The sequence below is a fragment of the Polaromonas sp. YR568 genome, assembly GCF_943369675.1.
Classification (GTDB): Bacteria; Pseudomonadota; Gammaproteobacteria; order Burkholderiales; family Burkholderiaceae_C; genus Polaromonas.
In genome coordinates this window covers 149,650-170,438 of record NZ_CALROB020000003.1, presented here as the reverse complement: position 1 = coordinate 170,438, position 20,789 = coordinate 149,650, and the positions used below count along the sequence as shown (strand labels likewise).

The window sequence follows — 20,789 nt, the reverse complement described above, 5'->3', positions numbered from 1 at the left end:
ATGGCTTTTTCGGCCGTCTGGTCTATGGTGACCTGCGTCCTGCCGCCGCCGGCGGCCTGTGTCGGCTTGCTCGCATTGATCCAGCCGGCGGTGAGGCTGTTGGTGTCCACCACCAGCCCGCCCGGGGCCAGGCCGTCCGGAACATCGGAGGCGCCAGCCAGCGCCGCCAGTTGCGCCGCCGCCTGCGCGGCCTGCTGCGCGGCGATGCCGCGCGCGGCCAGGTTCAGGTTGTCGAAGGAGCGCAGCATCTGCGCGTTGGCCCTTTGCTGCTGGCTTTGCGGGTTGGTGAGCCAGGCGGCAGGGGTGCCGTTGGGCAGCAGGCCTGTCGTGGCCGCCGTGCTTTGTGCCGCGCCCATGTTGGCGTACCAGGCGTTGCTGAAGGCGCGTTGCGCGTGCGCATTGCCTGCAGCACCTGCGACCAACAGCACTGCAATGGCCGAAGCCAGCGGGGTCAGGCGTATGGTCTTCTTCGATGCATCAAAGTCTGGACCCACATTTTCAGGAGGAGATGCTTGGTTTTTGGCTGTGCGGCTGGCATGCATGATGGCGCTTCCGTTTTAGATCAATGAACACGTCGCACGAAAGGCAGACTTTCGGCTTCCATGTCCAGAGACGGGTTTGCCCTGATCAAAACTGCCACGCATTTCGCCGGATTTTTATGACAGAGCTGTCACAAAAAACCGCTCGCGAAGCAGCTCGGCCCGCGTCAGCCGAGCAGAATCACATTGCCGGGCAAATGCCTGGACGTCACCCCAAAGGCTTCCTTGATACGGCCTATCGCAAGATCAAGCCGCTTGATCTGAAATTTTCCGCTCATCTTCCGCTCGCCCAGAGCCCGGCCCAATAAAACAATGCGCCCCGGCCGGTAACGGTTGATTTCAGCCACCGCGTCGACCAGCGGCGTGTCGCGAAATACCAGCACGCCGTCACGCCAAGGGGCCGTCAGGTCGACACTCGCCTGTTGCACTGCCTTGCCGCCCCCATCGTCATAGAAGACCTGCTGGCCGGCCTGCAAACTCAGCCGCTCAGCCGCATGTTCGAACTGGACCTTGCCACGCAAACATGTCAAACACGCACGTCCTTCTATCTGGCGCAGCTCTATTTCGCCGGAAGCCATCAACATCACACCCTTGCCGGCAACGATTCTCAACTCTCTTCGCACATCCTCATTGGAGATAACCGCCTCGCCCGACACGAGCTTGAGTTCGTAGGGCCCGTCACCGCCATCGTCGGCACGCACGTTCAGGCTTGATTGGGTATTCAGCTCCACTACCACGCCATGTGCCAGCTCAATACGGCGCTGCTCGCCTGTTGCCGTACGGTAGTCCGAACCAAGTTCGAACACGGACGGCCAAAGCCCGGCGGGAGGAAAGACCATCGCACCGACTGCAGCCGCACCAGCCGCCGAAAACGCCGCGCCCAGGAACATCCGCCGTTCCCGGACCACCTGGCGCGCAAGGCGTGGATTTGAAACGGGTTCGGGATGTCCAAGCCGCCAGGCATGGCCCACGGCGCCCATGTCATCCCAGCTTTGTCTTGCATGCCGAAACGCCTGCTCACGTTCAGAGCCGGCCGCCAGCCATTGTTTGAAGGTGAGCAGATCCGCCTGCGTCGCCCGGCCTGTTTTGATTTTCACCACCCAGGCTTGCGCCTGCCGCGACAACAGCTGGTGCTCTTCATAAGGCGAAGATGGGGTTAGCGAATCACGTTTTTCCAATTTTTTCCTCGGACATTCGAGCGCATCCAGCGAGAAGTGGCCTTTTACAACCCAGACGGGACCAGCGAGCCAAAACTGCCATTCTCATTGATCGCTTTCCCGGATCCGGGCATGGCAGAACGCATAACCCCGCTCCAGCTCCCTGTCGACCGTGCGCAACGATATGCGATAGCGCAGAGCCAGCTGTTCACGTGACTCCCCATCAAGACGCACCGCGAGCAGAATTTCCCGCTGGCGCTTCGGCAGTGTTTCCAGGTCCTGCAGAAGCCGCATCAGGTCCTCTCGTCCCTCGGCAATGGCAAGCGGTCCGGGAGCCGAATCGACAATGTCAAGAAACCCTTCAGCTTCCTCAACGGTAAGCCGTCTTTCCGCGCTGCGTTCTCGGTCCATCGCGATGTGAAAGGCCATCTGCAAAAGATACGCAACCGGGTGCGCCACCGAAGGGGCGGCATCCTTCTGCTCAACACTTTTATCCTGCAGGCGCAGGTAGGTATCCTGCAGGGCATCGCTGGCCATGTCCACATTGCCCAGGCGATAGGTCAGGCGCTTCTTGAGTTCGTCGTAGTTCGAGATCAAGAAGTCGCGCAGCGATGTCAATGGATTTCCGGGCATCAACACGGCCGTCCGGAAATTTTTCGCCGAAGGGGATTGGGATGCTCAGCCAATGCATTCGCCTTGTGCATTCGCAAGCGCCGGAAGCACGATCATCGTCAAAGGCTGCCGAATCTCCCCGAGGCCAGGCTGCGATGGAAGGTGTATGCCATGCAGGCCCGCGCGAATGCTGGCGTCGCGTGAAGGCGAGCCGCTGGTGCCGAGCAGATGCACCTTGGTGACTCGCCCCGAAGGCTCGATCCACAGGCTCAAAGCGATGCGGTATGAACCGGAAGATGCCACGGGGAGGCGGCAAAAGAAGGCCCGGACCTCCGACTGGACCACAGCGAAGTATTTTCTTTCCGGTTCCGTGCGCTCACTGCCCTGCGCGAAGGCGCTGCCGGTTGTTTGCCCCGGCGGTTCGGCGGATGCGGCCACCAGGCTGAATGTGTCGGGTGAGGCATATCGCACCTGCAGGCCGCTCAGCGAGAGCATGCGGCGCAATGCGGCTTCAGGCTGCATGGCACCGCGAATTTCAGGAGCGTAGAGACCGGCCGTCAATGCGCTGTCGTAAAGCCCCGAGTACGAGGTAAAACTCATAAAGCGCTCAAGCGCGACTTGAAGCGGCAGAGCGGGAATATCAAACTGCATATGGCCGCTGGAAGGGCTTGGCGGCAAGCCTTCCTGGGCCGCTACCCGATTCAGGCAGAGCACGCACGCCACAATCGTCAAGGCACATCTGGACGCAAGAATCCACGACATAAATGGTTGCGGCCGGTTTTCATATCAAGGAATCAAAGTGCCAATAGACGCGAGCAGGCGTGAACTTTATGCAACTTGCGTGACGCCTGCGTGACAAGCTGTGCCCCTGCGAGTAGCGCGGGTCTGGCTGTGCGGGCCTGGCTCGCAACACAGTGAAGTCAGACTTCAGTGCAACCCCGGCAAAACCGCTGTCATGTTGAGGGGTGGCCGTCCACCGAATTGCGCTGCAGGCAGCCTGGCTTGCGAACGCCGGGGATGACCCGCTGTGGCGAGCTTGCGCCTGCCATCACCGTCTGGCCGATGCCTGCGCACAGTAGTCCTGCGCCTGGCGCAATACGGTATCCACGCTGCGCGGGGAGATGCGATGCCAGTCCGCGACTTCCTGGCGGGTCATCTCTTCTATTCGCAGTGCAATCAGCACCGAGCGATGGCGGTGCGGCAAGCGCTGCATCGCGCGCTCCACCGCGGCCAGGTCGGAACGCGCCGCCGCGATGTGGTCGGGGCCGGGGACTTCGTCGGCGAGACCTTCCAGTTCGGTGTCGGCGTCAGCCGTGTATTGCCAGCACCGGTTGCTGCGCAGGCGGTCCATCGCCAGGTTGCAGGCGGTGCGGTACACATAAGCTTCCGGGTTCCGCACGGCCGGGCGAAGCGTAGACCCGCCCAGGCGCAGCCAGGCCTCGTGCAGGCATTCGCTGGCGAGGTCCGCGCAATTGAGGTGCCGGGCCAGGCGCCGGTGCAGGCTGGCGTAGTTCGCCACGAGGAAGTCGCGCGGCAAGACACCGGCGGCTCCGCCATCGGCATTGGCATCCTCGCCGGATGCATACCCCTCCGCATGGCCGGCGGTATCCAGGCAAAACCAGCTGCTCAAGTCCAACATGAAAACCTCCTCCTCGTCGTTTCGGGCTTCACTGCGCAACAAGCGTTGCCGGGCGTTGGTGGCGGACACGGGAACACATCCTCTCCCCCACGGTTCCCTCCTGCAGGGGAACCGCGTGGAACAGGGACGGGGGACTACTTCGCTTGACGCAGCTCGCGCCGCTCGGCTTCGGATAGTTTGGCCATCACGGCGGGATCGAACGAGTCACCGTGGCCCGCTATCTGGACGAAGTTCTGTGCGTCGTAGGGGAAGCGCGTGCCGCTTTGCAGGCCGCCCCGGGGCGGCTGCGTGGGCGCCTGCTCACCGGCCTCCAGAGGCTCGTTGCCGAAGCCGATCACCCGCACCGTGAAGATGGACGGCAGGCTGCCGCGGGCGGCAACGCGATCACGCTGCACCACGTCCTGCGCCGCCACCGTCGCCTGCGAAGCCGCCGCGCTCGCGTTGGTCAAGGCGCCCACGTTGACCGCCGCGATGGTGGGAATGCCCACTGAGTCGCCCTTGACCGCGATGTTGGCCGCGTTGACCACCTGCAAGGCGGCCAGGTTCACATTGCCCGACACCCGTATGCCGGCCTCGCCCGCGTCAATGGTGCCCAGGGGCGCGATCAGGTCCACGTCGCCCGGCGCGATTTCGGGGATGGGGTTGAGCGTGGCGATGCCGGCGCCTGTGCTGGGGACGTCGGGCGAGACCGACACATTGCCCCACTGGTCGTAGACCCGGCGCGGCGGGGTGTAGACCACCGTCGTCTTGGAGCCGCGGCCCGCGTTGATGTCGCCCTGGGCCGACCAGGCCAGGATGTTGCCGCCGAAGGTGGTCATGATGCGGCTCTGGCCCAGCAGGATGCTGTCCAGCGAATACAGCTGGATATTGCCCTTGCCGCGGGTGATGAGGCCCGCCGTGGCAGGCGGGGCGGCGCCTTCCACGCCGTAAGTCTGCGCGCCGCCCGGGGTCAGCACCTGGATGTCGCCGCCGAGGTTGGTGCGGATGCCCGAGCCGCCGTACATCAGCAGGTTTCCCTGGTAGGCAATCGCGTTGCCCGCGGCATCCTCGCCCGGGAACAGCGCCGCGATGGCGTTGCGCCCGCGCAGGTAGCTGCCGCTGCGCGGGCTGTCCGCGTCGTTGTATTCGCGCCCGCCTTCGCGCAGTTCGGCGAAGTAGACCTGGCGCGCGAAGACGCGCTGCTGCTCGGGCGCGAGCGCGTTGAAATAGGCCAGCGCCTGCTCAACCGTGCCCTTGAAGCCGTAGCGTTCGGACAGCCACACGGCCAGCTCGTTCCCATAGGTTTTGGCGACCTTGCCAGCCTGGCTAGCCAGCGGCGCGCCGGCTTGCGCCAGGTTGGCGGGATTGAGGTACTGGTTCAACAGGCCGGTGTAATTGGCGCCATGCGTGCCCAGGCCGGCCTGCACCACAATGCCTGCGCCGGGGCGGCTGTCGCCCGGCGCCACAGGGCCAATGCTGGTGATGCTGGCCGCGTCGTTCTGGATGAAGTTGCGGCCGGCGGAAATCTCCAGGGTGCCGGGGCCGGCCACGTTGAAGTTGGCATAGAGGATGTCGCGGCCCGCCTGGACAACGGAGACGTCGTTCCTGTTGGTATGCACGACCAGGTTCCCGGACGCCGATGCCTTCGAGGTATCGCTTGTGAGTCCATCGATCTCGGGCAAAACCTCATTCGCGCGATTACCCGTGTAGACGATATCCCGCCCCGCCTTCACGGCGACCGGCCCCGCGGCCACGTAATCCACCTGGTTGGCACGAACACCGCCGGTCGGGAACTTCACCACCGTGCCTGTTCGCAAGCCGATGATGTCGCCGTTGACGGCGTAGAAACGTGAAGGACTGGAGGCCGCATCGGACACGCCGACCTGGCCACCGACGCTGTTGAGGCCGAAGGCCAGCAAGGGGAACCGGTCAATGGCGATGCGCGGGCCTGTGGCGCTGGTATTTCCGACAAGCCGGGTGCCCGATGCGTTGTACCCGGCGAAGGCGGGTCGGAAAGCCGTCGCCATGGCCGATGCATCCGCGCCTGAAGCGCTGATCGCGTAGCCGCCACCATAGAGCGAATCGCCTGCCAGCATGTCGATGCGTCGCTCGCCCAGCGGCGCCAGCAGCAGGCCGCCCGCATCCCACTGGGTCGCGTTGCCCGAGCTGTTGAGATAGGCCGCCGATTTTCCGTAGTAAATACTGCCCATGCCCGCCACGGCGCTGGCATTGCCCGGCAGCAGGAACCAGCCGCCGTTGCTGGTGTAGTCCCAGTTGGCCACCGACGGGTTGGCGATGGTTTCGCCGGCGCGGGTGTCAAAGGCCAGGTTGCCGCCAGCGGCCAGCAGGTTGAGCGCCGTCTTGTCCGTCCACAGGCTGAACCAGCTCTGCCCCCGCTGGCCGTTGCCGGCGGTGGACGTGAAGGCCGTGGCATTGGGCGTGCCCACAAGGCCCGCATCGCCCGTGCCGCCCAGCACCAGGTCACCGCGGCTGGTAATGGAGGCAGCAGTATCGCCCGCCATCACCATGAGGCCGCCCGTGGCGAGGGACAGGCTTGAGGTGAAGGGATTCGAGGCACGCACTTCCCTGGCATCCTGCACCGCGCCGTAGAACAGCTCCACCGTGCCGATCCGGCCTGTTGACACGTCGATCGCGCCGCGCAGGTTGACCAGCCCGCCATACAACTCATGTGTCTGGGCGGTGACCGCGAAGTTGTTCGTCAGGCGCCCGGCAATGCTGCTGTTCCAGCCGCCACCGACACGCAGGTCCAGGTCCCCGCCGCCGGTCAGCACCAGGCGGTTATCCGCCAGGACCCGCCCGGTGCTGCCGATCGCCAGCACCAGGCCTTCGCTGCGCGCTGTTTTGCTGGTCGCGGAATTGATGGTCACCCCGTCCGTGGAGCGCGTGTGGATGACGCCCGCATCTCCCCCAACGCGAATCGTGGCGTCACCGCCGCCCAGGGTGCCCACACCGGTAAAACCGGTCAGCGCGGGCCAGAATGCGCCGGAAGCGGCATAGGTGCCGAAGTTGATCCACCACGCCGTCGGCACATTGTTCACGCCCGCCGTGTTGCCGGTACCTTGCCGCCACAGCCAGTTTCCCACGCTGGAACTGGCCCCGGCCAGTTCACCGCTGGCACTCCAGGAGTCGCCGGTAAGGTCGCCCCCGACGTTCAGCCACAGGTTGCCGCCGCCGTCCGGGTACCAGGCTTTGTACAAGCTGTTAGTTCCCTTGACCAGGTTCTCATAGTCAACCGCCAGGTCGCCCGCGCTGGTTCCCAGCACGGTCGTGCCGTTCACCAGACCGCGAGCCTGGTTGTAGCCCGCATCGAGCGCGGCATTGCCCAGGCTGGTCTGTGTCCCGGCCGTGTACACACCGTAGGGTGACTGCATGGAGAAGTTGCGGCCCGCCTCCAGGTCCAGGTCACCGGTGCCGGTGCGCAGCACGCTGAAGACCGGCGCCTTGGCCTTGACGGACACCAGCACCGTGCCGCCGGGCGCGCCTATGGCCGCGCATTCTCCCGGCTCGGCCTCGCAGAGGTTGTAGCTCGGGTCCAGGGCCCAGTCATCCACCGGCGCGCCGGGCGTGCCGCCGTAGGTATTGCCCGCCGTCCACAGCCAGGAGACCAGCACGCATTCGCCGGGCTCAGCCGCGCACAGGTTGTAGCTCGGGTCCGTCGCCCAGTCATCCGCGGGCGTTCCCGGTGCGCCGCCATAGGTATTGCCGCCGCCCCAGTACCAGACGCCGCCGGGCTCGGTCCGGCTTTCCCGGAAGACGCTGTAGTGGGAATCGGCCAGCACGATGCTGCCGGCATTCAGGCGCGTCAGACGGCCGTCGGCCGCCTGGGTGTCGGCGCCCGCCACCAGCCGCATGCTCCATGACTGCGAGCCTGCGGGCAGCATCTGCGCCACCGCCCAATTGCGCGCCTGCCGGCCCGCCGAATCCGCGGGCCGCAGGTTCACCGACAAGGCGCCGGCCGGCAGCACCACGTTCGTGCCGGACGCGATCAACGCGCCGACCGGCAAAAGCCTGGCACCCGCCTGCACCATCGCCACCGGCAACGCTGCGCCCTTGGGCCAGGCCAGGCTCGCCAGCGTCACCGCCACGGGCAGGCGCGCGCCGGCCAGCAGTTGCGCCCCCGCCGGCAACGCCAGGCCGCCGGCCCCTACCACCGTGCCCGCCGCCAGCAACACGCTGCCATTGGCCGCGCGCACGTCCGCCGCCAGCACCGTGCCGGCCGGCAAGGACAGCGCGCTGCTCAGTGTGATCGTGCCGGGCAGCACGGTGCCCGCGGGCAGCGTGACGTCTCTCGCCGTGATGGCGTAGTTCAGCGTCTTGCCCGCCGGGTAGGTGGTGCCGTCGGCCAGGGTGACGCCGGCAACCGGCACCACCACGTCGCCGCCAAAGGCCTGCACCCCCGCCGTCAATATCCAGCCGCCGTCGTCGGGCGTGTCGGGCGGCGGCGCGAAGCCGTCGTTGATGCTGCCGTAGATGGACAGGTCGCCCCCGGCGCGCAGCGTCAGCATGCCCACCTCGCCCGAGCCGTAGGCGGCTGTCCTGGGCGTGTTCGGGTTGAGGCTGGCGTAGCGGTAGCCCGACAGGTCCAGGTCGCCTTGCACCACCATGTCGCCGTCGGGCGTCGCGCTCGCAATTTCCATCGCGGGGCGCAGGTGGAAAGCGTCGCGGTACCTGGCGTTGTTCAGGCCGGCCAGCTTGCTGCTGAGCAGATTGCCGTTGGCCAGCGCCGCGTTGATGAACGTCACGGCCTGGTTGTGCTTGGCTCCCAGGTAGGCCTGGTCGATGACCTGGTAGGGGCGGCCGCTGGCGGCGGGGTCGCTGCCGTAGGGCGCGTCCTTGTACACCTGCCTGCCGTAGACGGCAATCGAGCGGGCGCCCAGGATGTCCAGGCTGCCGCGCGCATCGATGGCGATGTCGCCGTAGGTGGCCGCGTTGGCATCGCCGGCGCCGCCGTTGCTGCCAATGCGCGCCGCGTACAGGTCCAGCGTGCCGCGGTTCTTGCCGTCGCCGCCGGCCGAGCCGGTGCCGTGGCGCAGGTCGATGCGCGCGCCGCCGGCCAGGGTCAGGGTGCCGGTGCCGGCATCGAGCTCCACCATGGCCCGGTTCGGGCTGTCGATGATCTTGCCGTAGCTGTCCACGCGCAGCACCGTGCCGTGGGCGTCGAGCACGGCGGTGTTCGCGAGCGTCAGGCCGTTGGCGGCGGCCAGGCGGATACTGCCGACCTGCTCGCCGCTGGCATCCACGGTGCCGGCCACGGTCAGGCGGCCGTTGTCCAGCGAGACATTGATCTCGCCCGCCCTGAGCTCATTGCCGATGGTGAGGTCGCCTTGCTTCAACTGGAAGCTGCGCTCGCCCAGGAACGCGCCGCCGTTGAGCCGTGTGTTGAAGGCCGCGAACTCATCGCTCAGCGTGCCGCCGCTGCCCAAGTGCTGGGCGCGGATGTTCACGCCGCCCGCGCGGTAGGGCACCAGGGTGCCGCCGGCATCGCGGTGGCCGCTGGCGCCGCCCAGCAGCGTGCCTTGCAGGTTCACGCGCCCGGCACTGCCCGCCAACGCGATGGCAGTGAGCAGGCCCGCGTTGTTGTTCCTGGCGGAGAGGTCGATGATGGAACCCGCCGCTTGGGTGATGTTGCCTGCGGTGCTGCGCAACGTCACGTCACCGCCCCAGGAATAGCGCTTGACGTCGTGCATCACGAGCTCGCGCCCCGCCAGGTCCAGCCAGGCCGAACCGCCCAGGGTGATGTCGCCGTCGGCGGTGATGTCGAGCTTGCCGCTGGGCAGCGCCACCGTGGTGTCGACCCACACCGTGCCACCGGCCAGGTTCAGTTCGGCGCCGGTCTGCACGCCGGCCGCCAGGCTGGTGGCGGCGGCATTGGCCGCGCCGCCGGCAGGTGCCAGCACCCGCAGTGCGCCGCCCGCGGTGATGCTGTTGACGGAGCCGCCCGCGCCGGTGACCAGCGGGGCCGTCAGCGTCAGGTTGCCGCCCTGGTAACGCGGCCCGTCGATGCCGGCAATCTGCGATTGGTACACCGAGAGCGAGCCCTTGTGGTTCGCGGTGATGCGCTCATTGGCCGTCAAGCGCGCATCGGCAAAGCCCAGGATGGTGCGGCTGAAGTTGTCGACGCCGTTGGGCTGGGCGCTGCCGTCGTAGCCGAACTCAATCACGCCGGCATTGACCGCCAGCGTGCCCGAACCGGTGCCGCGGCCGCCGGCAATCGGCGCCGGCGCGGCATTGCCCAGCCCCGCCCAGGTGAGTTTGCCGGTGGTGATGCTGGCGACGTCGCCCGCGCCGCCGTAACCGTAGATGGCCGGTGTGGACAGCACCAGGTTGGCCAGCGACGATCTTCCGGTGGCCGCAGTGGTGGTGTCCAGGCTGACGTTGCCGAAGAAGTTGACCGATTCGGCGGCCGTCAGCACCAGGCGCTCCAGCGCGGGCGCGCCATAGGCGGTGTCGCCGCGCAGCAGCCGGTTGAGCACCGTCTGGTTCAGGGCCAGGCCGCTGGTGAGCGCGCCGCGCGCCGCCGCGGCGGCCAGCGCTTCATTGCTGCCGGCGTTGACGGCGCCGACCGCCAGCACCAGGTTTCGGGTACCGTAGCGCACGCTGTCGCTCAACTCGAAATCGCGCCGCGTCGCGGCCAGCAGCGTGCCTTCCGAATACAGCTGGGCGGTGCCCGTGCAAGTGAGGCCGCAGGCACCGATGGCGATGGAACCCGCCCCCTGGGTGCCGGCGGGGTCCGGAGCCGCTTCCGGCGCCAGCAGGTTCAGCCAGCCGTTGGAGGCGGCCACCACGGCAACCGCACCCGGCCGGTAGATGTAGCCGTCCGTCGAATCGTAGGCCACCTTGCCCGTGCCGATGGTGTTGATGCCGGCGCCGGTTTCTATGGTGATGCCGCCGTTGGTGTTGGCCGCAACCAGGAAGACCTCGGGCGCCTTCAGGATGGCGCCTTCGCGCAGCACGATGCTGCCGGTCTGCCCCGTCACGTCGATGTAGTTGCTGAAATTCGTGCCATCGCCCTGCGCGCCGTGAACCGAAGACAGGTTTCCGCCGACGACAAGGCGGGTCGCGCCTATGGCGTTGAGGTCCCCGGCATGAAGCGACAAGCCGTTGAAAGCCGCGGTCCGCGCCGCGCCCTCGCCCAGTATCTCGATGGCCCCGTCTCCCAGGTTGCCGTCACTGGTCGCGATGCTGGCCGTGCCGCCGTAGCCATTCTTGCCGGGGGCGAAGTTCGCCCGGCCTTCAAAACTGAGCGAACTACCGGCCGAAGACGGCAGCCGCAAGGCCAGCGCCTTGGCATCCGCCGGCAGCATGGCGCGCACGGTGCCGGCCAGCGCCGCCTGCTGCAGCACGAAGTCCGTATAACTGGTTTCGTTGTACTGGGAGTAGCTGCGCAGCACGTCCGCCGGCGTGAGGGTGAGCTGGCTGGACAGGCTGTTGGCCAGGCCGGTGTTGGCGGTGCCCAGCGTGCCGGCCACGTTGTAGGAACCGTTGCGCATGGCGACGGCGGGGCCGGATGACTTGCCCGTCGGCGCACCGTTGACCTCGACGCGGAAGGCGCCCGGCAGCAAGGCGTAATGGGACGGCAGCAGGACGTAGGTGCCGGCGGCCAGGCCGGGAATGTCGTTGGCGCCTATCGTGACCTGCTGGCCTATCCGCGGATCGACCGCGCCGCCGCCGCCGGCGGGGGCATAGGCCGAGGCATAGCCCGGCACGATGGCGTAGACCGGGTTGCTGGCCAGGCCCGGCAGCGTGAAGCCCTTGCTGCCGACCTGCATCAGGGGGTACATGCGCGCATCGGTGGAGCCGCCGCGGCCGGAAACAAAGCCGGCGCCGAGCAGATCGCCGCCCCCCGACAGGTCAAGCAGCGCGCCTTGTTCCACCGTGATGCCTTGGGCGGACACCTCGATGGATCCCGCGCTCCCCACGCCGCGCAGGGCAACGGGTGTTCCGAGGTAGCTGTAGTTCACGCCGTCGGCGGTGCCGCCGTAGGGCATCACCAGGCCCGCGGCGCTGACCGAGGTCAGGCTGCCCGCGGCCAGCGTCACCGAAGCGGTGGTGCCCATGACGGCAGAGTCGGTACCCAACAAGAGGGTTCCCAGCGGCGCGCGCAGCACACCGTTTTGCTCAACGTGGGCCGCGCCGAGAATCAGGTTGCCAAAGACCGAGTACGGCAACGCGGGTGCGGCGGCCTGTGCGTCATGGCGTTCGATGACGAGGCGGCCGGCGGGCTTGTAGGCACTGGTACTGGCCCTGCCCGCAAGTACGCGCGCAGAAACGCCCGTAGCCGGATACACCTGCGCCGCGCGCAGCAAAATATCGCCGGTGGTGTTCAGTTCGGCATCGTAAACAGCGCCGTTCAGCATGCGCGTAGCTTTCACGAAGCGCAGGTCGCCCTCGCTGTCCAGGTTCAACTGCCCAAAGCCGGCACGCTCGACCAGGGATGTCCCGACGGTGTCGTTCAGGCCCAGCGTGACGACGCCCTTGATGTCAATGAGCTTGCCGTGGGCGGTCAGCACCGCGCCGGAAGCCAGCGTGCTCACGCCGCCCTGGTAGGAAGGGCGCACATAGGTGTCGGCGGACTCCCCGTTGTCGGTGATGCCGGCCAGCAGCACATAGGGCGCTGTCAGCGAAACCCTGGTGGCGGAAGCCGCGCCCGGCAGGGCGGCCAGTGCGCCTGAATAGATGCGCAGCTCTTTGCCCAGCGACAGGTCCACGTCGCCGCCGAAACTCACCGTGCCGTTGCTGTACAGGCTCAATGAAGAGAAGCCGCCGTTTTGCACCTGGTCCACGCCCAGCGTCGCCCGGCCGTATTTAAGACCCGCCGCATCGGAAGCCCCCGCCGCGCGCCGCTGGACCAGGGTCAGGTCGCGCAACGCCATGACCGCGTTGTCGGTGGTGCCCGTTTTGTAGTTGGGTGCCTCCAGCGCCACCACCAGGTTGCCGCCCGACGCGCCCGCGCCACCCGCCTGGGCACGCAGGACGCCGTCCAGGTAGAGGCCGCTGGCCGAGGCAATCTGGATGCTGCCGCCGTCGCTGGAGATGCTTCTGCTGCCGGCGCCGTTCAGGTCCAGCAAAGCCTGGCCGCCGGACACATCCACCACGGCGCCCTCACGGATCACCACAAAGACATCCGAGGCCATCGCGCGGCTTGCGGATTCCTGCAGGCTGCCGCCCAGGGTGATGCTGCCGCCGTTGGTCAACACGCCATACGGCCGGCCCAGCACGTCGTAGGCGACATGGACCGCCGCCGATGCATCGAGCACGGCGTGCTTACCCAACACGATGGCGCGCCCATTGGCCGAACCGTCCGCGACGAGTCCGCCATCCGCCAATGCCTTGCCCACGATACTCGTTTGGGGCCCCAGCAGACTGATGCTGCCGCCCCGCGCCTGCAACAGGCCGTCGACCGCCAGGCTGCCCCGGCTGGACAGGGCGATGGACTGGCCGGGATCGACCCGCACGCCGGCGCCTTCGCCCACATACAGGTTTCCGCCATCGCCCACGCCGGCTTGCTCGTTCGCCATGCCCCCGGCCAGCGACAGGCTGGCGCCGCGGCGCTGGGCCACCGTGCGGGCCGCCGGGTTGTCCTGGTACAGCTCCGGCAGCCAGGGCTGCAGCAGGCCCGTGATGCAGCCGCCTGCGGGCAGCGCGGACACATCGCCCCTGAGCACCGGCATCACCACGTCCAGCGACACGCCGTCCGGCACGGCTAGGCCGTTTCGGGCGCGCAGGGTGTATTGGGAAAAACCTGTCTGGAACAATTCGGCCGACAGGACCGTGGTCTCTTTCACCGGCACGGCATCGGTAAAAACCGTGCCGGCCTTGAGCAGCGTTCCACGCTTGATCAGCGCGTCAAAAGGCAGGACGGTCCCGGCCTTTGCGGTTTTCCCATACTCCGTCACCGGAACGCCGCCCGGAAACACGTTCGCGGGAACAACATAGTCAATAGGGAATCCTTCCTGGGAAAGCCTCCCCACAATCCTCGTGCCGGCCGGCAGTTGGTACACCGCCCCATTGGCATTGGCAGCCGGACGCACCTGCATTGAACGTTGTGCGCTTTCCCCAGGCAATATGTAGAAGATGGTGTAGCTGCCGACAGTAGCGCCGCCCACGCCGGTGCCATAGGGAAGCGTCCAGTTCGCCGCCAATACGATGTTCGTGAAAATCGGCGCCGATCCGACGGCCTCCCCCGGAGCTGCGCGCGAGACCCGGTAGGAATAGTCAACCGGAAGGGCCTTACCCGCCGCGATGTTGACGTCGCTGTCCAACACCAGGTCGACCAGGGCCGACTCACCGGCACCCAGCACGCCATCGGTCTTCAACACCCGGCCGCCAATGGAAATCGCGCTGGCCGACTCGATGTCCAGAGTGCCGCCGCCCTTCACACCGTAGCCGCGGATACGGCCGTCCAGCGTCAGCAGCGCCGCGGCGTTGCCCGCCCCGGTGCTGGCCAGGCCCGAGCCCAGTTGCACGGAACCGCCGCTGCCGCCCGTGATGCGGCCACCGGCCTTGACCACCGCGCCGGAGGAGACATCGACCAGCGACCCGGCCGCCAGCGTCACGCCCTCGGTCGAGCGGATGCTGACGGTGCCGCCGTTGATGTAGGCCGTGGCACCCGGGTCCGCGCCCGCGGTGCGCAGGTCGGCCAGCAGGCCGGTGGCGTCGAGCGTGACGCCTTCGCGCACCCATACGCCGCCCTCCACATTGACGGGAACGGCGATGCCGGTGTCCAGCGCCCCCGAGGTGCCCACCTGCCTGAGCACATTGCCCAGCCTGATGGTGCCGCCGTGCGCCGTGAGGCCGGCGGCCACGTCCACGGCCGGGGCATACAGCACGATCTCGCCGCCCGATCCGACCTGCAGCTCGCTGTTGACCGCGATCTTGCCCTTGGCCGCGATCTTGATGACCCCCAGCCCGAAGCCGTTGAGCTGCGCCGTGTCGAGCACCAGCTTGCCCTGCCGGTCCGCCGGCAGGACCGTGCCCAGGTCCAGGCCCGCCGCGATGCGCGCCTGCGTGTCCTTGAGTTCGGCCTGGTTCATGAGGGCGGCCAGGCTGTAGCTCAGCACGCCGCTGCTCTTGTCGTACATCGGCAGGTATTGCCCGATGATGAGCTGGGCCCTGCGCGCCGCCGCGTTGTGCGACTGGTCGTAGCCGTCCAGCTCCGCTTGCGGCGCCTGCGTCTGGCGCGCGCCCTGGAAGGCCTCGCTGGTGATGTCGCCTTCGAGCACCGCGGCGTTTGTGGAAATGACCAGCTTGCCCGCGTCGCGCCCCGCCGTGTAGCCGCTTTCCAGCCTTCTCTGCGGGCCGATCAGCGGGTTGTAGAAGTATTCCGTGGCGTTCTTGCCCCAGCGCAGGTGCTCGTCCTCGAAGCCCCGGTACACCCCGGTGTAGAGCTGGTCGCCCGGCGCTTTGGAGAGTTCGTACAGGCGCCCGTCGGCACCCTTGAGCCAGCTCAGGTTGATGTAGCCGCTCTGCACGTTGAGGGTGCCGCCCGAGAGGTTGATGTTCGAACCCGCCTGCGTGACGACGTCGTTGCCGCCGAAGCTGACGGTGCCGCCTTGCGCCATCCACTCGCTCGCCGTGTGGCCCTGCGTTCCCAGGTAGCCGCCGACCTCGAGCAGGCCGCCGGCGGTGTACCAGCGGTCGCTCTCGTAGCCGTTGGTGCCCTTGGGCACGAACACCAGCGTGCGCCGGTCTATCCAGAGGTCGTTGCTGTTGAGGCTCTGGTTGTCCCGGTTGCCGGGCGCGTCGCGCTGCTCGTTGCCCTGGACGTTGATCTTGACGTTGTTCGACTCCATGGCCAGGTTCACGCCGATGGCGCCCGAGACGTCGAGCCGCGCTCGGTCCCGCACCAGGCTGCGCTGCGCGGCATTGACCACGATCTGCCCGCCGGTGGCCAAGGTCAGGGAATCGCCCTGGAAGTCCACCGTGCCGCCGCTGGTGATCTCGATGCGCGACTGGTCGCGGCGGTCGGTGACCGAAACGATGTTGTTCGCGCCGGGCACGGCCGGGCCGATCAGGACGTCGCGCTGGCCGTCCAGGGCGGTGGACGTGCCGTCGTCTTCAATCACCACCGCGGTGGCGGCGCCCTGGCCCAGGGTCACCTTGCTGTTCGTGCCGGCCGCGGCCAGGTGCACGGTGCCGCGGGTGTTGACGGTGCTGGTGGCAAGCGCCACACCGTTTTGTTGCACGTCGCGCCCCAGCATGGTCACGTCGCCTTCACGGGCGACGATCAATCCGCTGTTGCTGACCTTGCCGGCCAGGCTGTTGGTGTTGAACTGCGGCGTGACCTCGTTGCCGCGGGTGGTCGAGCCGGGATTGCCGTCGGTGCCGTTGCCCTTCCTGATGAGGAAATTGTCGCCGGCCGCAAGCGCCGCCTGGCCCCTGGGCGTGCTGATCTCGCCGGCGTTGTTCACTTCCTGGCCCAGCAGCAGCACGTAGCCGCCGCCTTCGGTGGACGTCCTGGGCGCCAGGGTGGCGATGCGGGCGCCCGCCTGGACTTCGACCTTGCCCTGGGCATTGGTGAACGCGGCTGTGTTGCCGGCGCTGTAGATGCCGTTGGTGTTGAACTGCGCATCGCTGATCCTGGCGGCTGCCGCCACGAGGTTGCCGGTATTGACCTGGCCGCTTCCGCTGAAGATGACGCCGTTGCGGTTCACGATCATCACCGTGCCCTCGCCCTTGACCTGGCCCTGGATCTGGCTGGGGCGGGCATTCGGGTCATTGACGCGGTTGAGCACCGCCCAGCCGGCATCCTGCCTGAAGTCGACCGTGGTGTTGCGGCCGACGTTGAAGGTCTCCCAGTTCAGGATGGCCTTGTCCGCCGTCTGCTGGATCGCCACGCTGGTACGTCCGTCGGCCTGTGATTGCACAGGCGTGTTGGCATTGGCCCAGCCCGCGGTCAGGGAGTTGGTGTCGACCTTCAGGCCGCCTTCGGCCATGCCGTCGGGGACAGACGTGCCGTTGGCCGCAGCCAGCCGGGCCGCCGTCTGCGCGGCCTGCTGGGCCGCGATGCCGCGGGCCGCCAGGTTGAGGTTGTCGATGGAGCGCTGCAGCTGGGCATTGGCCTTTTGCTGCTGGGCCGCGGGGCTGGCGAGCAGCGAGGCCGGCGTGCCGTTGGGCAGCAGGCCGGTCTGGACGGCTGTGTTCTGCGCCGCACCCTTGGCCGCAAACCAGGCGCCGCCGAAGGCCTGCTGCGCATGGATGTCCACCACCACGCCGCTGGCGGCCAGCGCCACGGCGATGGCGCGCGCGATCGGCGCCATCCGGAACACCTGGCTCTCATTGACTGTGAATTGATCCCTGCCGCCGCGTGCGCGTGTGCTCATGTGAATTCCCGCCGATGTAGATGTCGAAGTCGATCCGGCCACACGCGGGCTTGCGTGCGCACCTGGTCCAGAACGTCGCGGCATCCATGGGCGTTTTGCGCACACGGTCCGCGACGGGTTTTTTCTAGACGAGTGCCAACCGCTTGATCCGCAGGAAAAAAAGCGCGATTTTTTTCAGCCTTGGCGAACAGCGTATTCCCGGGAAGGCCCGCACCGAAATGGGCATGGCACACCCCGGAAATGCGTGGGGGTTTGTCATGGCGCCGTCACATTTCAACCGGGCGTTCGCACCGGAAAGATCAGCTCAGGACCAGCACGCCCGCGGGAAATGAACGCGCACCCAGATCGAAGCTGTACTGGATCTGCAGCAAGGCGGTTTCGATCTCGGTGATCTTGATGCGCGCGGTGACGGTCTTGTTTCGCAGCGCATTCCCCAACAGCATCACGCGGCCGGGGCGGTAGCGGTTGATCTCTTCCAGCACGGCGGGCAGCGGCGTCTGCTTGAACACCAGTTCGCCCTGGCGCCAGGGCGACAGGCTGTCCGGGTCGACGGAAGCGATCTCGCTGATGGCCCGGCCGTCGTACACGGCCAGTTGCCGCGCCTGCAGCAGGCGCCGGCTCGCCGGGTGCTCGATGCCCACCTGGCCGTGCAGGCAGGTGACGCAGGTGCGGCCCTCAAGGTACCTGACCTCGAAGCCCGCCGCTTCCGCCACAACCTGCCCCAGGCCCGCCACCACACGGAAGGGCCCCGCGTCGCCGCGCACTTCCAGCGCCGCTTCACCTTCCAGCAATTCCACGCCGGCCATGCGGCCCTGGTCGCTGACCCGGCGCAGGCTGGTGCGGGTGTTCATCGCCACGCTCACGCGGCCGTCCAGCGTGAGCTCGCGCTGCTCGCCCACCGCGGTGCGGTAGTCGGCGCCCCACTGCCCGGCGTCGGGCCACAGGCCCAGCGGCGAATAGGCGGCGACACCCGCGGCCGCGGCCCCGCCTATCGCCGCGCCCAGGAAGGCGCGCCGGCCGACGCGCGGCTGGTGCAGGGTCTTGCGGTGGTAGCGCGCGGCCTCCGCATTGGTGTCCAGCACGCTGCCGCTGGCCGACGCCAGCAGCTGCCACTGGCGGCTCGCTTCCTGGAAGGCTGCCAGGTGGGTGGGGTCTGCATCGCGCCAGCGCTTGAAGGCCTGCGCTTCCCACGCACTGGCGTGGCCCGAGGTGAGCTTGCGCACCCAAGCCTGCGCATCCTTGGACACGTCCGGCAGTTCATTTCGATCGCGGGATATTGTCATTGCTTTAATCTTGACCGGTCATGCGCGGCCGCGCGCGGGGCCGTGCGTTTTCCAGGGCCGGCCCCGCATCCACTAGACGATTGCCAAACCGCAAACCCGCTGAAAAATCCTGCACGTCCGTCATGGAATCCCGTTACGGCCACGCCAGGCGGGCGGCGCAGTATTCCTGGGCGGCCTTGAGTTCGCTTTCCACGGTGCGCAGCGATATGCCCAGCCGCCTGGCGACTTCGCGCTGCGGCCAATTCTCCCACCGCACGAGAATCAGGATTTCGCGGCGGCGCGCGGGCATCTCGTTGACCACGGCCTTCAGGGCTTCCAGCTCGGAGCGCATCTCGGCAACCTGGGCCGGGCCGGGCGCCGGGTCCGGGATGGCGCTCATCAACTCCTGCACGTCCTCGGCCGACAGCATGCGGCTCTGGCTGCGCCGCACGTCGATGGCCAGGTTGACGCCCATGCGGACCAGGTAGGCCTGCGGGTTGACGACCGGGCCGGCGATGTGCGCGTCCCGCTGCAGGCGCAACCAGGTCTCGTGCAGGGCGTCGCCCGCCAGCTCGGCGCTGCCCAGCTGGATGGAAAGGCTGCGCTTGATCTGCTCATAGCGCTGGACCAATACGCTGCGCAGCATGGGCAGGACGTTTTCCGTCACGATGCGGATCCCGTGCGGCACGCCTGCCCGGCAATCCTGCCGCGCGGCAGGATGACAAGCACCAGCGGCTGCCGCAGGCCGGCCGGTGGCGCGTGGTCCATCTGCAGGTGGTCCAGCGCGGTGAGCACGGCCTGGTCGCGCCCGGCGTCGCCGGTCGAGCCGATCAGCGCGGGCGCCGCCAGGCGGCCGGTGGGGTCGACATTCAGGCGCAGCGATGCGCGGTAGTTGCCGGGCGCCGTGCGGCGATCGGCGCACAGCGCTTCCCAGACACGCATCTGGACCAGGCCGTCGTAGCTGCGTTCCAGGCCGGCGCCATCCGCCTGCGCCGCCACAGCGGCCGATGCCTGTTTGAGCACAAAACTGTTCTGCAGCCTGCCGCCCGGGTTCTCCGCCGCGAGGCCGGTGCCCGCCAGCAGCGCCGCCAGCGCCGCCTCGGGGGCGTGGCGGCCTTTGACCGGGGACGACATGCGGCCCGCCACCAGGGTATCGCTGAACAGGACGGTGCGGTCTGTGATGACCGCGTAGCGTTCCAGCGCCGAGCTCAAGGGCTGCGCGGGAAGGTCGAAGTCGAATGAATCGCCGTGGACCGAGGCAGCCTCGGCAGACGGATCACCGGCCGCCCATGCCGGAACGGATTCCGCGGCCATCCACAGTACGCAGGCGCACACCGCCGCGCGGCTTACGTCGCGCGCAACGGCTCGCACCACTGCCCACCCCCACACAATGCCTGGCCGGAAACGCCCCGCGCACCGCCGTCAAAACGACGGCCAGGGGGCAAGGGGTTGGAGGATCGCGTCAGCACGGCACAGGCACCCTGTTAAAAATGGGGATTGTCCGCAGCGCCAGTGACATATCCGTGACAGCAGCAGCCAGCCCGGCCCGCTGTGCCCTCCTGTTCTCCGCCTTTTTGCCGTTAACTTGCGGGAATGCGTGTCCTCACTCGTCTGGAAGAGCAGCCCGATGAAGCCGAAGGCTGCGGCAAGCGAACCACAGCCCCCTCCCAGAAAGTACCCGATGACAAGAATGGCTTTTCGCCAGTGGCTTTCCCTGCGGGCCGACACCGACGAGCACACGGATTACAACGCGCCCAGCACCCTGCACTGGCGCGCGCCCTGGCGAACATGCCAGGTGGCTTCCTGGACTTTGGCGACGGTGACGGCGCCGACCTTCTGGCTGACCGGCCTGCTGCTGGCAATCAACTCGCGCAGCGACCATCCCGCGTTCTGGGTATCGTTGATGGGCATCGTCGCCTTCGTCAATGCAACGACCATCCTGCGCATCAACCAGCGCCAGCACCGGCAGGAATATGCCTGCCGTGAAATGCTGGCGCGCCACTACCTCGGCATGAGCCGGCGCATGGGCGCGGCCTTGTTCCTGGCCTGCGGCTGGGCCAGCGGATTTTTGCCGGACCTTACCCTGCCTGCGGCGCATACCCATGCCTCGCTGGCGGCCGTATCGGCCGCGCTGATGTGGAACCTGCTGCTGGCCTGGCTGTTCAGCCTGGGCTCTTTTGCCCATGCGGGTGTGGTGCACGCCCGCATCGGCTTCGCCTACCAGGCACGCCTGCCGCGGGCCTGAGCCATCTCCCGCG

Annotated in this window: 10 protein-coding genes; 1 reads left to right on the top strand and 9 read right to left on the bottom strand. The window is 67.5% G+C overall.

Annotation, left to right across the window (positions count from 1 at the left end; genetic code table 11):
- From ACLV8F_RS02715 to ACLV8F_RS02675, 9 genes are all read right to left on the bottom strand, one after another.
- Positions 1-494 (bottom strand): hypothetical protein (locus tag ACLV8F_RS02715; protein ID WP_411882704.1); only part of this gene is annotated, 494 nt, incomplete at its 3' end.
- A gap of 212 nt (positions 495-706) precedes the next feature.
- Positions 707-1,717 (bottom strand): FecR family protein, encoded by a 1,011-nt coding sequence (locus tag ACLV8F_RS02710; protein ID WP_411882703.1) that lies wholly within the window; start codon positions 1,715-1,717, stop codon positions 707-709.
- An 84-nt stretch (positions 1,718-1,801) separates the two neighbouring features.
- Positions 1,802-2,314 carry an RNA polymerase sigma factor gene (locus ACLV8F_RS02705; protein WP_411882702.1) on the bottom strand — a complete coding sequence of 171 codons (513 nt, stop codon included), beginning with the start codon at positions 2,312-2,314 and terminating at the stop codon, positions 1,802-1,804.
- 60 nt (positions 2,315-2,374) lie between these two features.
- Complete coding sequence (locus tag ACLV8F_RS02700; protein WP_411882707.1) at positions 2,375-3,031, bottom strand: TonB C-terminal domain-containing protein; 657 nt, start codon at positions 3,029-3,031, stop codon at positions 2,375-2,377.
- Positions 3,032-3,356: 325 nt separating this feature from the next.
- A complete protein-coding gene (locus tag ACLV8F_RS02695) occupies positions 3,357-3,947 on the bottom strand; it encodes an RNA polymerase sigma factor (protein WP_411882701.1) in 591 nt (196 codons plus the stop codon).
- Positions 3,948-4,081: 134 nt separating this feature from the next.
- Positions 4,082-17,269 carry a filamentous haemagglutinin family protein gene (locus ACLV8F_RS02690; protein ID WP_411882700.1) on the bottom strand — a complete coding sequence of 4,396 codons (13,188 nt, stop codon included), beginning with the start codon at positions 17,267-17,269 and terminating at the stop codon, positions 4,082-4,084.
- 299 nt (positions 17,270-17,568) lie between these two features.
- Positions 17,569-18,552, bottom strand: coding sequence for a FecR family protein (locus ACLV8F_RS02685; protein WP_411882699.1), 984 nt, complete (start codon positions 18,550-18,552; stop codon positions 17,569-17,571).
- 133 nt (positions 18,553-18,685) lie between these two features.
- A complete protein-coding gene (locus tag ACLV8F_RS02680) occupies positions 18,686-19,198 on the bottom strand; it encodes an RNA polymerase sigma factor (RefSeq protein WP_411881432.1) in 513 nt (170 codons plus the stop codon).
- Positions 19,195-19,902 (bottom strand): secretin and TonB N-terminal domain-containing protein, encoded by a 708-nt coding sequence (locus ACLV8F_RS02675; protein WP_411882698.1) that lies wholly within the window; start codon positions 19,900-19,902, stop codon positions 19,195-19,197. The genes ACLV8F_RS02680 and ACLV8F_RS02675 overlap by 4 nt, the downstream gene beginning before the upstream one ends.
- Positions 19,903-20,212: 310 nt before the next feature.
- On the opposite strand from ACLV8F_RS02675, the gene ACLV8F_RS02670 reads away from it, so the two are divergent.
- Positions 20,213-20,776 (top strand): hypothetical protein, encoded by a 564-nt coding sequence (locus ACLV8F_RS02670; protein ID WP_411882697.1) that lies wholly within the window; start codon positions 20,213-20,215, stop codon positions 20,774-20,776.
- Positions 20,777-20,789 lie beyond the last annotated feature (13 nt).

Coding starts and splice junctions, on each gene's coding strand:
- ACLV8F_RS02695 (WP_411882701.1), bottom strand. CDS start 3,947: ATGTTGGACTTGAGCAGCTGGTTTTGCCTGGATACCGCCGGCCATGCG.
- ACLV8F_RS02690 (WP_411882700.1), bottom strand. CDS start 17,269: ATGAGCACACGCGCACGCGGCGGCAGGGATCAATTCACAGTCAATGAG.
- ACLV8F_RS02685 (WP_411882699.1), bottom strand. CDS start 18,552: ATGACAATATCCCGCGATCGAAATGAACTGCCGGACGTGTCCAAGGAT.
- ACLV8F_RS02670 (WP_411882697.1), top strand. CDS start 20,213: ATGACAAGAATGGCTTTTCGCCAGTGGCTTTCCCTGCGGGCCGACACC.